This is a genomic window from Micromonospora sp. NPDC050495 (genome assembly GCF_040655175.1).
GTDB lineage: Bacteria > Actinomycetota > Actinomycetes > Mycobacteriales > Micromonosporaceae > Micromonospora.
The window spans coordinates 1-17,847 of sequence record NZ_JBFAJK010000001.1 but is presented as its reverse complement, the minus strand read 5'-3'; the positions used below and the strand labels follow the sequence as shown (position 1 = coordinate 17,847).

Below are 17,847 nucleotides of genomic sequence, written 5' to 3'. Positions count from 1 at the left end.
ACCGGCCCCCCGCGCGTCGCGAGATCCCGCCGCCCGCCGGTGAGCCCATCGAACGTGCCGACGCCGCGGCCGCCGGCGGGGTCCGCTCCCGCTCGCCCGAGGCGGGTCCGGCGGGGTCAGCTGCCGGTGAGGAAGGCGTTCTCGCGGGCGAACGTGCGGTCCTGGTGGGCGGCGAGTTCCTCGGCCCGGCGCAGCTGGGCCCGTTGCGTCTCCACGTCCTCGATGCCGTGCCGGACACCCAGCCGGATCACCCCGTAGAGGAAGACGAAACCGAACACGTACAGGATCACGGTGGTGACGAAAACCAGCATGCGGCCACGGTAGGGCGGCCCGGATCCGCAGAAGGTTTCATCTCCGGTCCCGTCCCCCTTACGTGTTCGCCAGGTGGTCGGCCCGGTACCGGAGGTTGGTCGGGCGCCGGTGGCGGTCGACGCGCCGAGCGACCCGGAGGCCTCCGACAGGCTGTCGAGCTGATGTCGTATCCGACTCAGTCGCGGTCAGCCCGCCACCGCCGGGCGTACCACCACCCGGCCGGCGAGCAGCGCGCCGACCAGCGCGCAGCCGGCCGCCACGGCGAGGGTGACCGCGTAGTGCGCCGGGCCCGGGGCGGCCCCGGTGGCCAGCACCGCGCCGGTCAGCGCCAGCACGGTGGCCGCCGCCAGCGAGTCGCCCAGTTGCAGGGCGGAGCTGTTGCGGCCCTGCTCCTCGGGGGCGGAGAGCGCCAGGGTGAGCACCGACAGGGACGGGTACAGCAGGCCCATGCCGAGGCCCGCGACGGCCCAGGCCAGCACCGCCGAAGCCACCGGCACGCCGGGCAGCAGGGCCAGCGCGACACCGGCCGTGCCGAGGGCGACGCAGGCCAGCCCGGCCCGGGGCAGCGTGGCGGCCGAGCGCGGCGGGCGGAGCCGGCCCTGCAACCACGAGCCCACCGACCAGGAGAGCGCGCCCACGGTCAGCACCAGGCCGGCCGCGGTCGGCGAGAACTGGCGCTCCCGGGACAGCATCAGCGGGATCACCACCTCGGCCCCGGCGAACGCCGCCGAGGCGAAGCCCCGCAGCCCGATCACCGTGGGCAGGCCGCGCGCGGCCCGGAGGAAGCCGTCCGGCAGCAGCCGCGGGACGCACAGCAGCAGCCCGACCAGCGCCGCGCCCATCAGGCCGGCGGCGAGCACGCCGCGCTGCTGCCCCCCGTGGTGCAGCAGTGCGGCGCTCGCCCCCGCCCCGCAGGCCCAGCCGATCCGGGCCAGCGCCCCGTCCGGCGCCCGGCCCCGGGGCGCCCCGCCCAGCGCGCGCAGCCCCGGCTGGATCAGCAGCACCGCCGGCACGGCGACCGCCGGCACCGCCAGGAAGACCCACCGCCAGCCCAGGTGCTCGACGATCAGCCCGGCCAGCACCGGCCCGACCAGCGACGGCACCACCCAGGCCGCCGCGAACGCGGCGAACACCCGGCGACGCAACTCCTCCGGGTACGCCTGCCCGACGATCACGTAGAGCGCCACCGAGAGCAGACCCGACCCGAAGCCCTGCACCACCCGGCCGGCGACCAGCACTCCCATCGTCGGCGCGGCCCCGGCGACGGCCAGCCCGGCCACGAACCACGCCACGCCGTGCCACATCGGCGCCCGCGGTCCCCGCGCGTCGCACCAGATACCGGAAACCACCATGGCGATCACGCCGGAGGCGAACGGGCCGCCGAAGGCGAGCGCGTACAGGCCCAGCCCGTCGAGGCTGCGTGCCACGGTCGGCATCGCGGTGCCCACCGCCAGCGCCTCGAACGCCAGCAGCGACACCAGGGCGACGCTGCCCACGGTCATCGCGCGCAGCCGCGGCGAGTACAGGCGGGCGGGCGGGGCCGCCGGTTCGGCGGTGACGGTCGGCATACGGGTGAGCCTCCGCCCTCAACCCGGGTTGAGGTCAACCGTGACGCCGGTCTCGTCAGGCCGACTGAAGGGCCGCCCCTCGCCAGGCCCGAGAGGTGCTGGTCGGCGAGGAGATGCCCGGCCGGTCCATGCCCCGGGCAGCGGGGAAACTTGCCCTGCTGGAAGGGCATAACGGACGCCGGGCCGGGAAGTCCGACCCGCCGGAACGAGGCGCGGGAGGCGAAATGGCGGACGGCTACGACGACTTCGGCTCGACGCGTCGCACGCGGCGCCGCGAGGTGGAGCCGTCGCGTGGCGAGAGGAGCACCGTGGTGCGCGGCCGACGACTCGGCCGTACGACTCGATGACGTCGCTGGGCCGGTACGCCGGCTTCCTGCTGTCCCCGGCCACCCTGTCCGACGCCGTGGCCCGGATCGCCCGTACCGTCGCCACCGCCGTGCCCGACGCGGCCCGTGGCGTCGCCGGCGCGGCGGCCGACGCCACCCCGGGCTCGGTCGGCGAGGCGGCGGAGAGCGTCGGCGCGGCGGCCACCAAGGTCGCCCGGATGGCCGGGCTGTCCCGCCGCCGGGTCTGGTCCCGGGACGGCCGATACCACATCGAGGTGCACGGCGTCTGCCAGGACGGCGGGGACCGGCTGGCCCGGCAGGTCGAGACCGCCCTCGAACAGCTACCCGGGGTGGCCTGGGCCCGGGTGAACGCGCCGTCCGGGCGGGTGGTCGTCGCTGTCGCGGAGCCGAAGCCGAAGCTGCGGGACCTGATCGCCACGGTGGCCCGCACCGAGAAGGTGTGCCCGCACGAGCCCGACCCGGAGGTCCCGCCGCCGCACCCGCCCGAGGAGGGCCCGCGTACCCCCCGCACGCTGGGCGCGCTGGTGTCCGACGCGCTCGGCCTCACCATCGCGGCCGCGACCCGGATCGTGCCGTTCACTCCCGTCCCCGGTGAGGTGGCCGGCTTCCTCACCGCCGTCGACCTGCACCCCCGGCTGCACGCGCTGGCCGACCGGGGACTGCGCGCCGACCCCCGCGCCGACGTGATCTTTCCGATGGCCGAGGCGGTCGTGCTGGGCCTCGCCGGTGGTTGGACCGGCATCGTGCTGGACGGCGCGCAGCGAATCGTGCAGTGGGGCGAGGCCCGCGCCCATCTCGCCGCCTGGTCCCGGGCCGAGCCGCGGCTGACCGGCAGCCCGGAACGGGCGGTGGCCCGGGTTCCGGACGGGGAGCGCCCCGGCCCGGTCCCCGACGGCCCCGCCGAGCGGTACGTCGAACGGGCACTCGCCGCGGGGGCGGCGGCCGGCGCCGTGGCGGTGCCGGTGGCCGGGGTGAAGCGGGCCGCCGCGCTGGCACTCGCCGCGCTGCCCAAGGCTCCCGGCAGCGGTCGCGAGGGGTACGCCACCCAGCTCGGCTCGATCCTGGCCCGGCGCGGGGCCATCGCGATGGACCGCACCGTGCTGCGCGAACTGGACCGGATCGACACGGTGGTGCTGGACAGCCGGGTGCTCGGCTCCGGCCGGGGGGTGCTGGCCGACCTCGCGCCGCTGCCCGGCGCGGACACCGCGGCGGTCTCCGCCCGGGCGTTCGCCCTCTTCGACCCGGCGGAGCCGGACGGGGTACGCGAAGCCGACGGCTGGCGGCTCGCCCCACTGGATCGGATCGACGCGGACAACCCCGGTGACACGCCGGACAGCCGGCGGCTCCACGAGTCGGGTGGTCAGCTGCTCGGCCTGGCCGGCGGGCACACCCTCGCCGCCGTGCTCCGGGTGGATCCGGAACCGGCGCCGGGCGTGGACGCCCTGCCCACCGCCGCCCGCCAGGCCGGCCTGCGGCTGGTGGTGGCCGGTGAGGACGACGCCCGGTACGGCTTCGCCGACGCGCTGGTGCCCGGCGGCGCCGACCTGGCCGGTTCGGTCCGCGCCCTGCAACGCGACGGCGCGGTGGTCCTGCTGGTCTCCGGCGACCGGGCCGGGTTGGCCGCCGCGGACTGCGGAGTGGGGGTCTCCGGCCCCGACGACCTGCCGCCCTGGGGCGCGCACCTGCTGGTCGGCGACGACCTGCGGATCCCCGCCCTGCTGATCGACGCCGCGGGGGTAGCCCGCCGGATGACCGGGCAGAACATCCGGCTGGCGATGGCCGGCAGCGGGCTGGGCGCGCTGGCCGCGTTCACGGCCGCCCGCGAGTTGCTTCCCGGCCGGGCCCTCGCGGCGGTCAACGGAGCCGCCGCGCTCGCCTTCGCGCACGGCATGTGGCGGGCACACCGGCTGCCGGACCGCTCCCGTACCCCGGTCCCGGCGGCGACCGCCTGGCACCTGATGCCGGTGCGGACGGTCCTCGACCAGCTCGACACCGGCGAGGACGGGTTGACCGCCGCCGAGGCGGCCCACCGCCGACAGGCGGTGACCGGGGACGGCGGCGGACCGACCGGTCTGCTGCGGGCCTTCGTGGCGGAACTGTCCAACCCGCTCACCCCGGTGCTGGCCGCCGGGGCGGTGCTCTCCGCCGCGTTCGGTTCGCTGGTCGACGCGGCGCTGGTCGGCAGCGTGGTGGGCGGTTCGGCGGTGGTCGGCGCGGTGCACCAGCACAACACCGAGCGGGCCCTCGCGGAGCTGCTGTCCCGCTCGGCGGTGACCGCCCGGGTGCTGCGTGACGGGGTCGAGCAGGTGGTGCCGGCCGAGGACCTGGTGGCCGGGGACGTGGTGGCGGTCGGTCCGGGCGACGCGATCCCCGCCGACTGCCGGGTGCTCCGCTCGGACGGGCTGGAGACGGACGAGTCGTCGCTGACCGGCGAGTCGCTGCCGGTGGCGAAGTCTCCCGAGCCGGTGGTGGCGGCGGCCGTCGCCGACCGGTACTCCATGCTCTACGAGGGCACCACCGTCGCGGCCGGTCACGGCACCGCGATCGTGGTGGCGACCGGCGAGGAGACCGAGGCGGGACGCAGCCTCGCCCTGGCCCGCGAGGCCCCGCCGGCCAGCGGCGTGGAGGTGCGGCTCGGCAAGTTGACCAGCACCGCCGTGCCGCTGGCGGCCGGTTCGGCGATCGCGGTGGCCGGGGCGGGGCTGCTCCGGGGCGTACCCCTGGCGGAGACGGCGGCGACCGCCGCGAACCTGGCCGTCGCGTCGGTGCCGGAAGGGCTGCCCTTTCTGGTCAGCGCCGCCCAGTTGGCGGCGGCGCGGCGGCTCGCCGAGCACGGCGCGCTGGTCCGCAACCCGCGGACCATCGAGGCGCTGGGCCGGGTCGACGTGCTCTGCTTCGACAAGACCGGCACGCTGACCGAGGGCAAGCTGCTGCTGGCCGGGGTGGGCACCGGCGAGGACCGGTACGCCCCGCCGGAGCGGCTGGACGAGGCGCTGCGGCCGACCCTGGCCGCCGCGCTGCGGGCCACCCCGGCCGCGGCCGACCCGGACGAGTTGCCGCAGCAGACCGACCGGGCGGTACGCCGGGGCGCCGGCATGGCCGGCGTGGTGGAGCAGACCGGGGCGGCGGGCTGGCACGCGGTCGGCGGGTTGCCGTTCGAGCCGTCCCGCGGCTACCACGCCACAGTCGGGCGGGACGCCGACGGCCTGCTGCTCAGCGTCAAGGGCGCGCCGGAGTCGGTGCTGCCGCGCTGCGCCGCGCGGCGGACCACCGGGGGTGACGTACCGCTGGACGCGGCCGGCCGGGACGCGCTGCACGGGCGGCTGGCCGAACGGGCCCGGGCCGGGCACCGGATCCTGGCCGTCGCCGAGTGCCGCACCGGCGCGGAGACGGTCACCGACGAGCAGGTCGACGGGCTGGTCTTCGTCGGCTTCCTGGCCCTCGCCGACGGGATCCGGGACAGCGCCGCGCCCGCGGTGCACCGGATCCGGCAGGCCGGCGTGCACACCATCATGATCACCGGTGATCATCCGGCGACAGCCGAGGCGATCGCCGCCACGATCAGCCCGGACGACGGTGAACAGCGGGTGGTGACCGCCACCGACCTGGACCGGCTCGACGACGAGGCGCTCGCGGAGCGGCTGATGGCCACCGACGTGGTGGCCCGGTGCACCCCGGCGCACAAGGTCCGGATCATCCAGGCGCTCCAGCGGCGCGGCCGGACCGTGGCGATGACCGGTGACGGGGCCAACGACGCCCCGGCGATCCGGCTGGCCGACGTGGGCATCGCGCTCGGTCAGCGGGGCACCCCGGCGGCCCGGGCCGCCGCCGATCTGGTGGTCACCGACGACCGGCTGGAGACGATCATCGCCACCCTGGTGGAGGGGCGGGCCATGTGGTCGTCGGTCCGCCACGCGCTGAGCATCCTGGTCGGCGGCAACCTCGGCGAGATCGCGTTCAGCGTGCTGACCGCCGCGGCGACCGGTCGTTCCGCGCTGACCGGCCGGCAACTGCTCCTGGTCAACCTGCTCACCGACCTGGTGCCGGCGCTGGCCATCGCGGTCCGCCCGCCCGCCTCCGACCGGGCCGACCACCTGCTGCTGGAGGGCCCGGACACCTCCCTGGGTGGCACGATGACCCGGGAGATCGCGCTCCGGGCCGGGGCCACCACGCTGGGCGCGACCGCCGGTTGGACGTTGGCCCGGTACAGCGGTCGGCGGCGGCGGGCGGGCACGGTCGCGCTCGCCTCGCTGGTCGGCACCCAGCTCGGCCAGACCGTGCTGGCCGGCGGGACCAGCCCGATGGTGCTGGCCTCCACGGCCGCGTCGGTGGGCGTCCTGGTCGCGGTGGTGCAGACCCCGGGGGTCAGCCAGTTCTTCGGCTGCACCCCGCTCGGCCCGGTGGGCTGGGGTATCGCCACCGGCTCGGCGCTCGGCGCCACCTTCGCCAACGGCGCGCTGACCCGCCTGGTCGACCGCCTCCCGCAACGCGGCGTCCGCCCGCGTGACGAACCGGATGACGGGTACGGCGAAGCCCATGACGCCTGAGGTGACCTTCGCCGGTACGGCCACGACGCGGTCCCGTTGTCCCCGCCGGCCTGACCGGGATCGCCGTCCCGCCCCGGCGCGCGGCCGGCGGGGACGACGATCGGTCGGCCGGGGTCAGCCGCGCTCGGAGATGGCCTCGATGAGGTCGCCCACCGGCCGCTCGGGCAGCGACCGGGCCACGTCGGCGACGGCCACGATGCCGACGAGGTCGTGCCCGTCGATCACCGGCAGCCGGCGTACCTGGTGCTTGCCCATGGTCCGCAGGATCTCGGCTGCGTCGTCGTCGGCGCCGACGGTCACCGCCTCGCCCTGGGCCAGTTCCCCGGCGGTCACGCTGCCCGGGTCGCGCCCTTCGGCGAGCACCTTCACCACGATGTCCCGGTCGGTCAGCATGCCCTTGAGGCGGTTGTCGTCGCCGCAGATCGGCAGCGAACCCACCCCCAGGTCGGCCATCCGCCGGGCGGCGGTACGCAGGTCGTCCTGCTCGCGGACGCAGCTCACGTCGCTGGTCATGATGTCGCGTGCGGTCGGCATTGGTGTGACACCTCACTTTCGGGGGTTGTTGTCCTTTCTCCTACCCCCGGCGCCCGCGGCCATGCCGACGACATGGATGGCCGGCCGGCGGGAACACCCCGGTTGGAGGTGATCGAGATGGCGTTCGTGCAGATGGTGGAGTACCAGACGGACCGCCCCGACGAGGTGCGCCGGCTCGGCGAGGAGTGGACCCGCGACCACCCGTCGCCCGGGCCTGCCCGGGTGACCTTCGCGGAGGACCGGGAGCAGCCCGGCCACTTCGTCATCGTCGCCGAGTTCGACAGCTACGAGCAGGCCATGGCGCACAGCGGCCGCCCGCAGACCGGCGCGTACGCCGAGCGCATCCGTGAACTCGCCACCGGCGAACCCCGGTACGTCAACCTGGACGTGACGCAACAGCAGATGTGACGCGGCGCTCGGTGACGGCACGGCGGCCCAGGTGCCGCCGTGCCGTCACCGCGTCCGGGAGGGTGCGGAAACGGCGGCCGGTGCTGGTGGCCGCGACGGTCAGCGCCAGGTGGCGGCGGCCGGTGCTGGTGGCCGCGACGGTCAGCGCCAGGTGGCGGCGGCCCGCCGCAGCCGGTCGTTGATCGCCCGGCCCAGCCCGACCTCGGGCACCGGCTCGGCCACGATCTCGGTCACCCCGGCCGCGTCCAGCCGGTGCAGGGCGTCGAAGAGCCGCGCGGCCGCCACGGTCGGGTCGCCCTCGGGCGAGAGCACCTCCACGGCGGCCCAGTCACCCGTCGCCGGCCGGGCCCGGAAGGCCAGCAGGCCGCGCCGGCCGCCGTCGCCGTCGGCCGCCCCCAACCGCAACGGGGTACGCGGGGCGTAGTGCGCGGCCAGCGTCCCGGGCGCCACCGGCTGCCCGGAACTGCCCGACCGCACCTCGACCGGCCCGACCGCCTCGATCAGCGCCTCCACCGGCAGCGCGCCGAGCCGGAGCACGACGGGCTGAGCGCCCCGGGCGTCCACGATGGTCGACTCGATCCCGCACCGGGTGGGCCCGCCGTCGAGCACCACGTCCACCGCGTCGCCCAGCCCGGCCACCACGTGCTCGGCGCGGGTCGGGCTGAGCTGCCCGAACCGGTTGGCGCTGGGCGCGGCCACCGGCACCCCGGCGGCGGCGATCAACGCCCGGGCGGAGGGTTCGTCCGGCACGCGTACCGCCATGGTGTCCAGTCCGGAGGTGACGATCGGCGGGATCACCGCCGGCCGGTCCACGATCAGGGTGAGCGGGCCCGGCCAGAAGCGTTCGGCCAGGGCGGCGACCGCCGGTGGCACCGGGCCGACGAGGCCGGGCAGGTCGGCGGCGTCGGCCAGGTGGCTGATCAGCGGGTCGAAGCTGGGGCGGGCCTTGGCCGCGAAGATCCGGGCCGCCGCCTCCGCGTCGAGCGCGTTCGCCCCCAGCCCGTAGACCGTCTCGGTGGGGAAGGCGACCAGCCCGCCGGCACGCAGGACGGAGGCCGCCTCGGCGATGCCGAGGTCGGCCGGCAGGACGCGTGGGGATCCGGTGCTCACGCCCCGACGCTAGCCTGCCGCGGGTCCCCGCCGGCACCGGCCCGGCACTACCCTGCCGGCATGGGCAGGGGGGTGGCGCTGGTGCTGGCCGGGGTGCTGGCGCTGGTCGGCTGCCTCGGCCTGCTGGCGAGCGTGCCCGCCGTCCAGCGGGCCGTGTCGCCGCGGGCCGAGCCGGTGCCCCTGCCGCTGCGGGTCCCCGGCCCCTGGTACGACCAGATCAACGTCGAGCTGGCCCCCGGCCGGTACGCCATCTGGGCCACCCGGCCGACCCGGGGGCCGGACCGCGACCGGTGCCGGGTGACCGGCCCGGACGGGCGGCCGGTGCCGGTGCGCGAGCCGGGCCACCGGGTCGACTGGGTCGAGCGGGCCACCGACGACACCCTCTGGGCCTGGGCGTCGACCTTCACCGCCGCGGCTCCCGGCAGCTACCGGCTCACCTGCCGGCTCGACCCCGGTCTGCCCGGCCAGCAGTACGCGGTGACCCGGGAGCCGGACCGGCGGTTGCTCCTCCGGCTCCGGCTGGCGCGGTCGCGAGGGCTGCTGGTGGCGGCCCTGCCGGCCGGCCTGGTGATCCTGGTCATGACGTTGACCTGGCGCCGCCGTAGCACGGGCTGAACCCGGTTGCCCGCCGGCGCGCCAACGTCGGAGGATGCCCGGCGTGACCCGGATCAAGATGCACGCCGACGAGGTGCAGACCGACGTCGAGCTCGTCCGCCGGCTGCTCGCCGGCCAGTTCCCGCACTGGGCCAGCCGGCCGCTGCGGCTGGTTCCCTCGTACGGCACCGACCACGACATCTACCGGCTCGGCGCGGACCTGGCGGTGCGGTTGCCCCGGATCGGCTGGGCCACGAATCAGGCCGCGCGGGAGGCCGAGTGGCTGCCCCGGCTGGCCCCGCACCTGCCGCTCGCCGTGCCGGTACCGCTGGCGATGGGTCGGCCGGCCGAGGGTTACCCCTTCGACTGGTCGGTGTACGAGTGGCTGCCCGGGGAGAACGCCAACGGCACGCTGCACGACCTGGACCGGGCGGCGGTGGACCTGGCCGGGTTCGTCGCGGCGCTGCGCCGGGTGGACCAGGCGGGCGCGTACCCGCGGGGCCGGGGCAGCCGGGGCGCCGATCTCGTCGAGCTGGACGAGGGGGTACGCGACGCGGTGCGCCGCCTCGGCGACCGGGTGGACGGCGGCGCGGTGCTGCGCGCCTGGCAGGAGTCGCTGGACGCGCCGGCGTACGACGGGCCGGGGGTCTGGGTGCACGGTGACCTGCTGCCCGGCAACCTGCTGGTGGTCGACGGCCGGCTCGCGGCGGTCATCGACTTCGGCGGGCTCAACGTCGGTGACCCGGCCTGCGACCTGCAACCGGCGTGGAACGTGTTCACCGGCGCCAGCCGGGCCCGGTTCCGCGCCGAACTGGCCGTCGACGACGCCGCCTGGCTGCGTGGTCGGGGCTGGGCGCTGCTCCAGGCGGTGCTCGCCCTGCCGTACTACTGGGACACCAACCCGGGCATCGTCCGGCAGACCTCGCACGCGCTGCGCGAGGTCCTCGCCGACGCCGCCGGCTGACCGGCGGGCCCTCGGCGGGGTCGCGGGGTGGCCCCGGCTACCGGCGCCGCTCGTCGGGGCCGGCCGGCTCGATATCGGGGAGGGTGGGCGCGTCGGTGGGGTAGAGGCCGGCGACGAAGCCGTACACCTGGTCGCCGGCGCGGGGGATCTGGGCGAAGCGGCGGGCGAGCGCCTGGACCTCCGCCCAGAAGGTCCGCACCTCCTCGAGGGGGATGCGCGCGTGCACCAGGGTGCAGCGCAGCTCGTCGGCGGCGTGGGCCGCGGCGGACTCGGCGGCCGCCTCGGCCAGCCCGTTGATGGCGGCCACCACCTGCTTGTCCTCGGGGCGGTTGAGCACGCCGACGTAGAAGGTCCGGGCCACCCGGCCGTAGTACCGCTCCTCGATCGCCCGCACCCGGCGGGTCCGCACCACCTGGAGCAAACCGGCGTTGACCAGCAGGTTCACGTGGTACGCGACGCTGCTCTTGGGCCGGTCCACGGCCCGCGCCAGCTCGTTGACCGTGGCCGCCCGTTCGAGGAGCAGCTCCAGCAGGGTGCCGCGCAGCGGGTCGGCGAGGGCCCGGAGCTGCTCGGGTGCGGTCACCACCAGCAGTTCGTCGAGGTCGTAGTCCGGGATCGGCATCTGCTCATTGACCGACATTTCTCGACCGTTCTAGTATTCTCGATCATTCGATCGTTCTCGTCCGATGACAGGAGTCTAGAGATGTCCGAGGTCGTCCTCTTCCACCACCTCCAGGGACTCACCGACGGCGTACGCGCCTTCGGCGAGCAACTGGCCGCCGGCGGGCACACCGTGCACACCCCCGACCTCTTCGACGGCGAGCGGCCGGCAACCCTGGAGGACGGGGCCGCGCTGACCAAGCGGATCGGCGGCGAGGAACTCGACCGGCGGGCCGACGCGTTCGTCGCCGACCTGCCCGAGGCCCTGGTCTACGCCGGCTTCTCCTGGGGCGCCGCCATCGCGCAGCGGCTCGCCCAGACCCGGCCCGGCGCGCGCGGCGCCCTGCTCTACGAGGCCTGCATCCCGGTCACCGGCGAGTGGGCCTTCGGGCCGTGGCCGGACGGGGTGCCCGTGCAGATCCACGGCATGGAGCAGGACCCGTTCTTCGGCCTGGAGGGCGACGTCGACGCCGCCCGCGAACTCGTCACCATCGTCGGGCCGGACCGGGCCGAGCTCTTCGTCTACCCGGGCGACTGGCACCTGTTCACCGACAGTTCGCTGCCGTCGTACGACGCCGACGCCGCAGCGCTGGTGGTGCGCCGCTCGCGGGACCTCCTCGACCGGCTCGGCTAGCGGCCCCGAACCGACCACCCGGCAAGCATCGCGGAGACCGGCGGGACGATCCGGCCGGACAGGCCTTCCGGCAACTGATCAAGTACCCGTATCGTGCTGCTGCCGGCGCGCGCCGCGAACGCGATCCCTCGCCCGACCCCCGGCCACCTACTGACCCACCGCTCCCCGAGGAGATCCTCCTTGCCGAGACAGCACCCCCGACGACCGCTCGCCGCCACCCTGGCGTCGGTCCTGGCCGCCGGCGCCGTGGCGTACGCCATCGCCCCGGCGCCGGCCCTGGCCACCACCGGCGTGCCGGCCAACCCCTTCGGGGTGACGGCCAGCAACGGCAGCGACACGATCCGCTTCGCCGACGGCCGGACCCTCACCAACTCGACCGGCGCGAAGCTCCGCTACGCCTCCTGGGCACCCGACGGCAGCCGGGCCGCCTTCGTCGACCAGGACGGCGCGATCGTCACCCTGCGCCACGACGACGCGGACGACCTGCACAAGGTGGTCTGGCCGGAGACCGACACCGAACGCCGCGATCCGAAGTGGATCGGCCGCACCGACCAGGTCATGTGGGCGGCCAAGCCGCTGGGCCGACCCTGGCGGATCGAGTCCACCCGCAACCTCAACGGCGTGGAGACCGACGCCCTGAGCCCCTGGGACGACGCCAACTACCTCGCTCCGGACAGCGACAACGCCGGACGCATCGTCGTCCAGCGCCAGCCCAGCGACGGCGCCGGCAACCCGGGTGGGGTGCCGTCGATCGGCCTGCTCGACGACTACCACCACTTCGAGGAGATCGTCACCGACGCCCAGAACCCGACCATCTCTCCGGACGGGCGCTGGGTGGCGTTCGTCCGGGCCGGCGACCTCTGGAAGGTCTACCTCTACAGTGGCGCGCTGACCCGGCTCACCGACAATGGCGGCGTCCACGACAACCCCGAGTACTCACCGGACGGGTTCTCGCTCGTGGCGAACCGGACCGCCGCCGGATCGGACACCACCGAGGTGGTCCGGATCGACGCCAGCGGCAGCTGGCCCGACCGCTTCACGGTGCTGGACGGCCTCCGCGGTGTGCCGGCCTACCAGCCACAACTTCAGGAACGGACGGTACGGGTCACCGGGCAGGACCGGTTCGGCACCGCCGTGGCCGCCTCCCAGGCGCACTGGGGCACGTACGCCGACCCCGCCGACGTCCGGCCGCGTGCCGGCGCCGTCGTGCTGTCCCGCTCCGACACGTACGCCGACGCGCTCGGCGGCTCCGCGCTCGCCGCGGCGAAGAAGGGCCCGCTGCTGCTGACCCCGCCGGCCAGGCTGCAACCGCAGACCGCCGACGAGATCCGCCGGGTGCTCGCCCCGGGTGGGACCGTCTACCTGCTCGGCAGCGAGGGCGCTCTCTCGGCCACCGTGCGCGGCGAGGTCGAGAAGCTCGGCTTCGCGGTCGTCCGGCTGGCCGGCGCCGACCGCTTCGGCACCTCCATCGCCATCGCCAACGCGATCAACCCGGCGCCGAACCAGGTGCTCGTCGCCACCGGGATGAACTTCCCCGACGCGCTGGCCGCCGGCGCCGCGGCCGGCTCCCGCAACCGGCCCGGCACCGACGTCTCGGCCGTGGTGGTGCTGACCAACGACGGCAAGCTGCCCGCCTCGATCAAGAGCTACCTCGACGCCCGCCAGCGGGGCGGCAGCGAACTCATCGCGGTCGGCAAGCAGGCGGCCGCCGCCATCGACCCGTACCTGACCATCAACCTGGTGGGCGACGACCGGTTCGAGACCGCCAACGCGGTCAACGTCCACTTCTTCGGCCGGGGCGGCACGGTCGGCCTGGCCACCGGGATGAACTGGCCGGACGCGCTGGCCGGCGGTGCCCTGATGGCGACGCTGAACGGCCCGCTCATGCTGACCGTCGGCACCCGGGACACCCTGCACCCGAAGGCGAAGTGGTACGCCGACCTGCTCAGCGGCTCGGTCGACACCGCCGCCGTCTTCGGCTCCGCGGCGGTGGTCAGCGACCCGCAGGCGGACGAGCTGGGCCGCTGGATCAGCGGCCCGATGGGCAGCTCGACGGTCGTCAACGGGACGTACCTCGACTGACCGGTTGACCGGCGAACAGACGGATGGGCCCGGCGAGATCGCCGGGCCCATCCCGTTCGAGCGGCTCGTCCCGCTACCCGGCTCGCCTGTCACGGCACCACGACGAGCCCTGCTGCCCCGTGGATCGGCGCGGTGCCGCGGGCAGCGGTCAGTGGAGCCACCGGTCGAGCACCGGAGCTGCCGTCCGACGACCATGCCCGCACCTCACCGGTCCCCGGCGCGGCGCCGTACACCCAGTCCAGGTCGTCGGAGCTCGCCAACCGGTACCTCGTCGGCTCGGCGTGGAAAGCCACCGCACTCACCAGATCATCGACCAGTGGTACGCCAGCGGAGACCAGTGCGGCCCTCTGCGGCTCGGGAAGCCGCCACGTCGCCACGTCCAGCTCGCTGGCACGCACCACCCGCCCAGCGCCCGCCCGGGCCGTGACCGCTTCGCACGCGGGAGGCAGCGGAAGATCCGCAGAGGACACGCCAACGAGGGTAGTCCGGCAGGCGCCAAGCACCCGTGCTGTGCAGTGGCGGACATCGCTGCCCTGGAAAGATCAGGACTGCTGTCGCCCAGCGCCGGTCACTGTCGCTGACCTGCTCGCCGGGTCACCCACCGTCGACCCGGCGAATGTCCGTCGGCGGGATCGGCGGTACGAATGGAGGTGTCGACCGCGCTACTCGGCCGGCTCCATGACCTTGACCGGCTGCCGAAGTACGGCGGGCAGATCGCCCAGGGTGGCGAACGCCGGCCCGCCCCAGCCCGGGTCGGTGTCGTTGTGCTCCGTGGTCCGGAAGACGGTCATACCGACCGCGGCCGCCCCGGCCAGCTCACCGTCTGCGCCGTCGCCCACGAAGACGCACTCCGCCGGCCGGACACCCAGACGCTCCGCGGCAAGGTGATAGATCGCCGGGTCGGGCTTGGCCAGCCCGACATCGCAGGAGAGGACCGCGACGTCGAACCGTTCGGCGAGCGGACCGCGCGGCCATGCCTCGGCGGTGTCGGAGGTGGCGTTGCTGATGAGGGCCAGCGGATGCCCGTCGGCGCGTAGCGCGTCGAGCACGTCCAGGGTGGCGGCCGAGACGCTGCCGAGCACCCGGCGCGCGAGGACTCGCCGATGCTCACCGGCCCGGGTCACCTGTTCGTCGGTCGGTGTGCCGCCGAGACGTCCGGCGAGGAGGCGAATGGTCTCCTCAACGTCCCACCGGACCAGCCGGTCCCGCCAGGTGGCGTGGTACGCGGCGACCAGCTCGGCCGGAGCCACACCGACCATGAGCGCCATCTCGCCGACCACCCGATCACGCTCCTCGTCGGCCCCCTGGACCAGGGTGTGGAAGAGGTCGAAGATCACTGGACGAGACATCTCCGCATCCTACTGAGATCGTCACCCCGGTCACCTTGCTCGCCATCCCACCGAGAAACTCACGGTCGACGCGGAGCAACTCGGCCAGGGGCCGGCGCATCCGCCGCGGTGATGAGTCGGGTGATCTGCGCCCGCCCATCGTCCCAGGCGGGCATGTCCCTTCCCCGCCAGGCTGGACCGCTCCCTTCCCCGCGTACGGCCTTGGCCCCGTCCCGACCTCGACCAACATCCCTGGCGGTCCAGCTGGGCGATGCGTCCGCCGAAAAGTTTGAACGTGGAAGCAACCTTCAGAAGCGCCGGTCGGGTAGTCGCCGGTGACCCCCATTCGAAGGAGAGCCTGTGGCGTTGAGCGACACGTTCGCTGAGTTCGTGACGGCACGATCACCCCGTCTTCAACGCACCGCGTATCTACTCACCCATGACTGGGCGCAGGCAGAGGATCTGCTGCAAACGGCCCTGGTGCGCGCGTGGAGCGCGTGGGGGCGGATCGACGGAGACCCAGAGCCGTATGTGCGGAAAATTCTCGTGAACGTCTACGCCTCGTGGTGGCGGCGAAGATGGCGCCAGGTCGAGCAGCCGACGTCGCAGCTGCCCGAGCAGGCGGCGGCCGACCCTTTCTCGCGGGTGGACAAGCGGGACGAGGTGTGGCAGGCGCTCGGGAGGTTGCCCCGCCGACAGCGGGCGGTGTTGGTGCTGCGCTACTTCGAAGACATGACCGAGGCGCAGATCGCGGACGCGATGAGCATCTCGGTGGGCACCGTCAAAAGCCAGGCCAACAAGGCACTGGGGAAGCTGCGACTGGACAAGTCGCTGACGTTGGAGGCGTTGCACCAGTGACCGACCTCAAGGACCTCATGGATGAGCGCTCCGCTCACGGTATGCCGTCGCCCGGACGGTTGATCGAGGTGCAGCGCAAGATCAGCGTACGGCGGCGTAGGCGCGTCGTGGCCGGAGCGGTGGCAGCAGCGGCAGCGGTGGCGGCGGTGGGATCTTCCACTGTCGTGCTCGGCGGGGAGCCGGCTCAACCACCGGCTTTCACCGCTGGATCGACGGCCCCGTCAGCGGGGCCGGCCAGCGCATCGGCTCTTCCGAAACCAGTGGCGGGCCGCAAGATCGGGCCCTTCGCCGAGTACGCCCGCGGTTACCGGGTAGTTGCCGTCGGCTCGGCGCCAGTGAGTTCAAAGAAGGTGCAGCTCAGCTGGACGGTCAACTCGACGGACGTCCAGTTCTTCAGCTACTGCCCGGGCCTACCGGACAAGCGCACACTTGACGCCGAGATTGCGGTCGATGGCGAACCCACCGCCCTCTCGATGAACTGCGATTCGGAGCTGCACCAGGACCCGACGGGATCGGAGTCCCGTGAGGTGGGAGCAAGCGTCGGCGACACGGTATCGGTGACCTACACGGTCACCGGTGCCCAGAGCGCTGGGCGCCGGAGTTCGACGATCCCCACCCAGGGCACCCTGCACTTCGCCGTGGCCGAAAAGGTGCCGTTCACTCGGTATCCCCTGCCAGCCCCACCGGCCAACCCGAAGCCGCCAAAGCCGGACGGCATGGCCAGCGAGCCCGGCACCAAGGTCCTCCACAGCGATCCGGCAGATCCCAACAGGGCGGTCAGCACGACGATCGTCTGGCATCGCGGTTACGACTTCACCGTGGTCCCGCAGACGCCTGGCATCTACCGCATCTCCGTCAACGGTGTGAGCGTGCTCGCCGGGGAGGTCTATGACTACTCCGGTAATGGTCCGAACGCCAGCTGCCAAGTCAAGCGGAACGATCAGGGATCCTGCGTGCCCGAGCTACGGTCCGTGACGGACGGTGACAACGTCACGATCACCGTCACCGCACAGTACGCCACAGGCCCCTGGCTGGCTGAGCTTCGCTCGCAGTGGCAGAGCTCATCAGCACGGGGCTGAAGTATCACGCGGCTGACACCTGTCAGGCGTAGTGCGGATCTCCTCGTCGGGCAGTCGTCAGACCGTCCAGCCTCGTGCTGCCCGACGGGGTGATCCGCCCCCTGGCTGATCTCTAAGGAGGGCCGGGGTTCGGGGCGGAGCCCCGAGGTCTTCAAGGTCTTGCAGTCGGCGAGTGCGGCCGGCCGGGCCGGCCGATCCCGGCTTGGACTGGCTGCACCTGCACGACCTGCGGCATGCGTTCGCCCCGTTCCTGCTCGACCAGGGCGAGGAACTGCGCACGGTAGTGAAGCTGCTCGGGCGCGCCACGATCCGGATGACGGCCGACACCTGCAGGCCCGAGGAAAGTGCTGGTGGAGCCCAGAGGACTCGAACCCCTAACCCCTGCTATGCAAAGACCAAGACGCCTGTCGGGCGACGTCGGCTAAAGCGGCTGAGCTGCTCATCCCTCGGCTCGCGCCGATGTATGACCGGCTCGGTCTGCCGGCTTGGCTGTACAGGTTGGGCCTGGCATGATCACGACGTGCTCGACCCTGAGCCCGCCGACGGCGGTCCGGCGCTGGAATCGGCGCGGACGGCGCGCAACGAGCTGCTCACGCTGCTCGTGCTGCTGCTCGCCTCGGCCGTTCTACTGGCTTTGTGCTTCGGCTGTGCCACCTTCTGGCTGTACAACTAGTGCCGCATCAGGGAACGTTTGCCTCGTGACGACGCGCCGGGCGGGTGCTGGTCCCCTGTGTTCCGCAGCTCAGCGTCGATATAGTCGGCGTCGCGGTGTGAAGGTGCAGGTCAAGGCGTTGCAGTCTGGTGGAAACTGCGAAAATCCCT

General features: G+C 74.1%; 16 protein-coding genes. 9 read left to right on the top strand and 7 right to left on the bottom strand.

Annotated elements, in window-relative coordinates; translation table 11 throughout:
- Nucleotides 1-116 precede the first annotated feature (116 nt).
- Together AB0I11_RS00080 and AB0I11_RS00075 are read right to left on the bottom strand one after the other, a co-directional pair.
- Nucleotides 117-311 (bottom strand): hypothetical protein, encoded by a 195-nt coding sequence (locus AB0I11_RS00080; protein WP_357308114.1) that lies wholly within the window; start codon nt 309-311, stop codon nt 117-119.
- A 186-nt stretch (nt 312-497) separates the two neighbouring features.
- Complete coding sequence (locus tag AB0I11_RS00075) at nt 498-1,880, bottom strand: MFS transporter (protein ID WP_357308111.1); 1,383 nt, start codon at nt 1,878-1,880, stop codon at nt 498-500.
- Between the two features lie 343 nt (nt 1,881-2,223).
- Between AB0I11_RS00075 and AB0I11_RS00070 the strand changes: the two genes are divergently transcribed.
- On the top strand, nt 2,224-6,774 hold the full coding sequence (locus tag AB0I11_RS00070) for an HAD-IC family P-type ATPase (protein ID WP_357308108.1): 4,551 nt from the start codon (nt 2,224-2,226) through the stop codon (nt 6,772-6,774).
- A gap of 114 nt (nt 6,775-6,888) precedes the next feature.
- On the opposite strand, the gene AB0I11_RS00065 is transcribed toward AB0I11_RS00070, so the two are convergent.
- Complete coding sequence (locus AB0I11_RS00065; protein WP_357308105.1) at nt 6,889-7,308, bottom strand: CBS domain-containing protein; 420 nt, start codon at nt 7,306-7,308, stop codon at nt 6,889-6,891.
- Between the two features lie 117 nt (nt 7,309-7,425).
- On the opposite strand from AB0I11_RS00065, the gene AB0I11_RS00060 reads away from it, so the two are divergent.
- Nucleotides 7,426-7,716, top strand: a complete 291-nt coding sequence (locus AB0I11_RS00060) for a hypothetical protein (RefSeq protein WP_357308101.1) — start codon at nt 7,426-7,428, stop codon at nt 7,714-7,716.
- Nucleotides 7,717-7,857: 141 nt separating this feature from the next.
- On the opposite strand, the gene AB0I11_RS00055 is transcribed toward AB0I11_RS00060, so the two are convergent.
- On the bottom strand, nt 7,858-8,802 hold the full coding sequence (locus AB0I11_RS00055) for an L-threonylcarbamoyladenylate synthase (RefSeq protein ID WP_357309954.1): 945 nt from the start codon (nt 8,800-8,802) through the stop codon (nt 7,858-7,860).
- An 84-nt stretch (nt 8,803-8,886) separates the two neighbouring features.
- Here AB0I11_RS00055 and AB0I11_RS00050 point away from each other — a divergent pair, with 84 nt between their 5' ends.
- Both AB0I11_RS00050 and AB0I11_RS00045 read left to right on the top strand, forming a co-directional pair.
- Entirely contained in the window at nt 8,887-9,441 is a 555-nt protein-coding gene (locus AB0I11_RS00050; protein ID WP_357308098.1) for a hypothetical protein, read from the top strand.
- 43 nt (nt 9,442-9,484) lie between these two features.
- Nucleotides 9,485-10,384 carry an aminoglycoside phosphotransferase family protein gene (locus AB0I11_RS00045; protein WP_357308095.1) on the top strand — a complete coding sequence of 300 codons (900 nt, stop codon included), beginning with the start codon at nt 9,485-9,487 and terminating at the stop codon, nt 10,382-10,384.
- 37 nt (nt 10,385-10,421) lie between these two features.
- On the opposite strand, the gene AB0I11_RS00040 is transcribed toward AB0I11_RS00045, so the two are convergent.
- Nucleotides 10,422-11,024: a helix-turn-helix domain-containing protein gene (locus AB0I11_RS00040; RefSeq protein WP_357308092.1), complete on the bottom strand. Its 603-nt coding sequence runs from the start codon at nt 11,022-11,024 to the stop codon at nt 10,422-10,424.
- Nucleotides 11,025-11,087: 63 nt separating this feature from the next.
- Between AB0I11_RS00040 and AB0I11_RS00035 the strand changes: the two genes are divergently transcribed.
- Both AB0I11_RS00035 and AB0I11_RS00030 read left to right on the top strand, forming a co-directional pair.
- Nucleotides 11,088-11,678: a dienelactone hydrolase family protein gene (locus AB0I11_RS00035; RefSeq protein WP_357308089.1), complete on the top strand. Its 591-nt coding sequence runs from the start codon at nt 11,088-11,090 to the stop codon at nt 11,676-11,678.
- 180 nt (nt 11,679-11,858) lie between these two features.
- Nucleotides 11,859-13,760, top strand: a complete 1,902-nt coding sequence (locus tag AB0I11_RS00030; RefSeq protein ID WP_357308087.1) for a cell wall-binding repeat-containing protein — start codon at nt 11,859-11,861, stop codon at nt 13,758-13,760.
- An 89-nt stretch (nt 13,761-13,849) separates the two neighbouring features.
- On the opposite strand, the gene AB0I11_RS00025 is transcribed toward AB0I11_RS00030, so the two are convergent.
- Nucleotides 13,850-14,230: an SUKH-4 family immunity protein gene (locus AB0I11_RS00025; RefSeq protein ID WP_357308084.1), complete on the bottom strand. Its 381-nt coding sequence runs from the start codon at nt 14,228-14,230 to the stop codon at nt 13,850-13,852.
- A gap of 192 nt (nt 14,231-14,422) precedes the next feature.
- Entirely contained in the window at nt 14,423-15,109 is a 687-nt protein-coding gene (locus AB0I11_RS00020) for an HAD-IA family hydrolase (RefSeq protein WP_357308081.1), read from the bottom strand.
- A gap of 339 nt (nt 15,110-15,448) precedes the next feature.
- Here AB0I11_RS00020 and AB0I11_RS00015 point away from each other — a divergent pair, with 339 nt between their 5' ends.
- The 3 genes from AB0I11_RS00015 (at nt 15,449) to AB0I11_RS00005 (ending at nt 17,698) form a co-directional block, all read left to right on the top strand.
- Nucleotides 15,449-15,946: a SigE family RNA polymerase sigma factor gene (locus AB0I11_RS00015; protein WP_357308078.1), complete on the top strand. Its 498-nt coding sequence runs from the start codon at nt 15,449-15,451 to the stop codon at nt 15,944-15,946.
- A complete protein-coding gene (locus AB0I11_RS00010) occupies nt 15,943-17,025 on the top strand; it encodes a hypothetical protein (RefSeq protein ID WP_357308075.1) in 1,083 nt (360 codons plus the stop codon). Before AB0I11_RS00015 ends, AB0I11_RS00010 begins: the two co-directional genes overlap by 4 nt.
- A 202-nt stretch (nt 17,026-17,227) precedes the next feature.
- The gene (locus AB0I11_RS00005) at nt 17,228-17,698 is read left to right on the top strand and encodes a hypothetical protein (protein ID WP_357308072.1); all 471 of its coding nucleotides are present in this window, start codon (nt 17,228-17,230) and stop codon (nt 17,696-17,698) included.
- Nucleotides 17,699-17,847 lie beyond the last annotated feature (149 nt).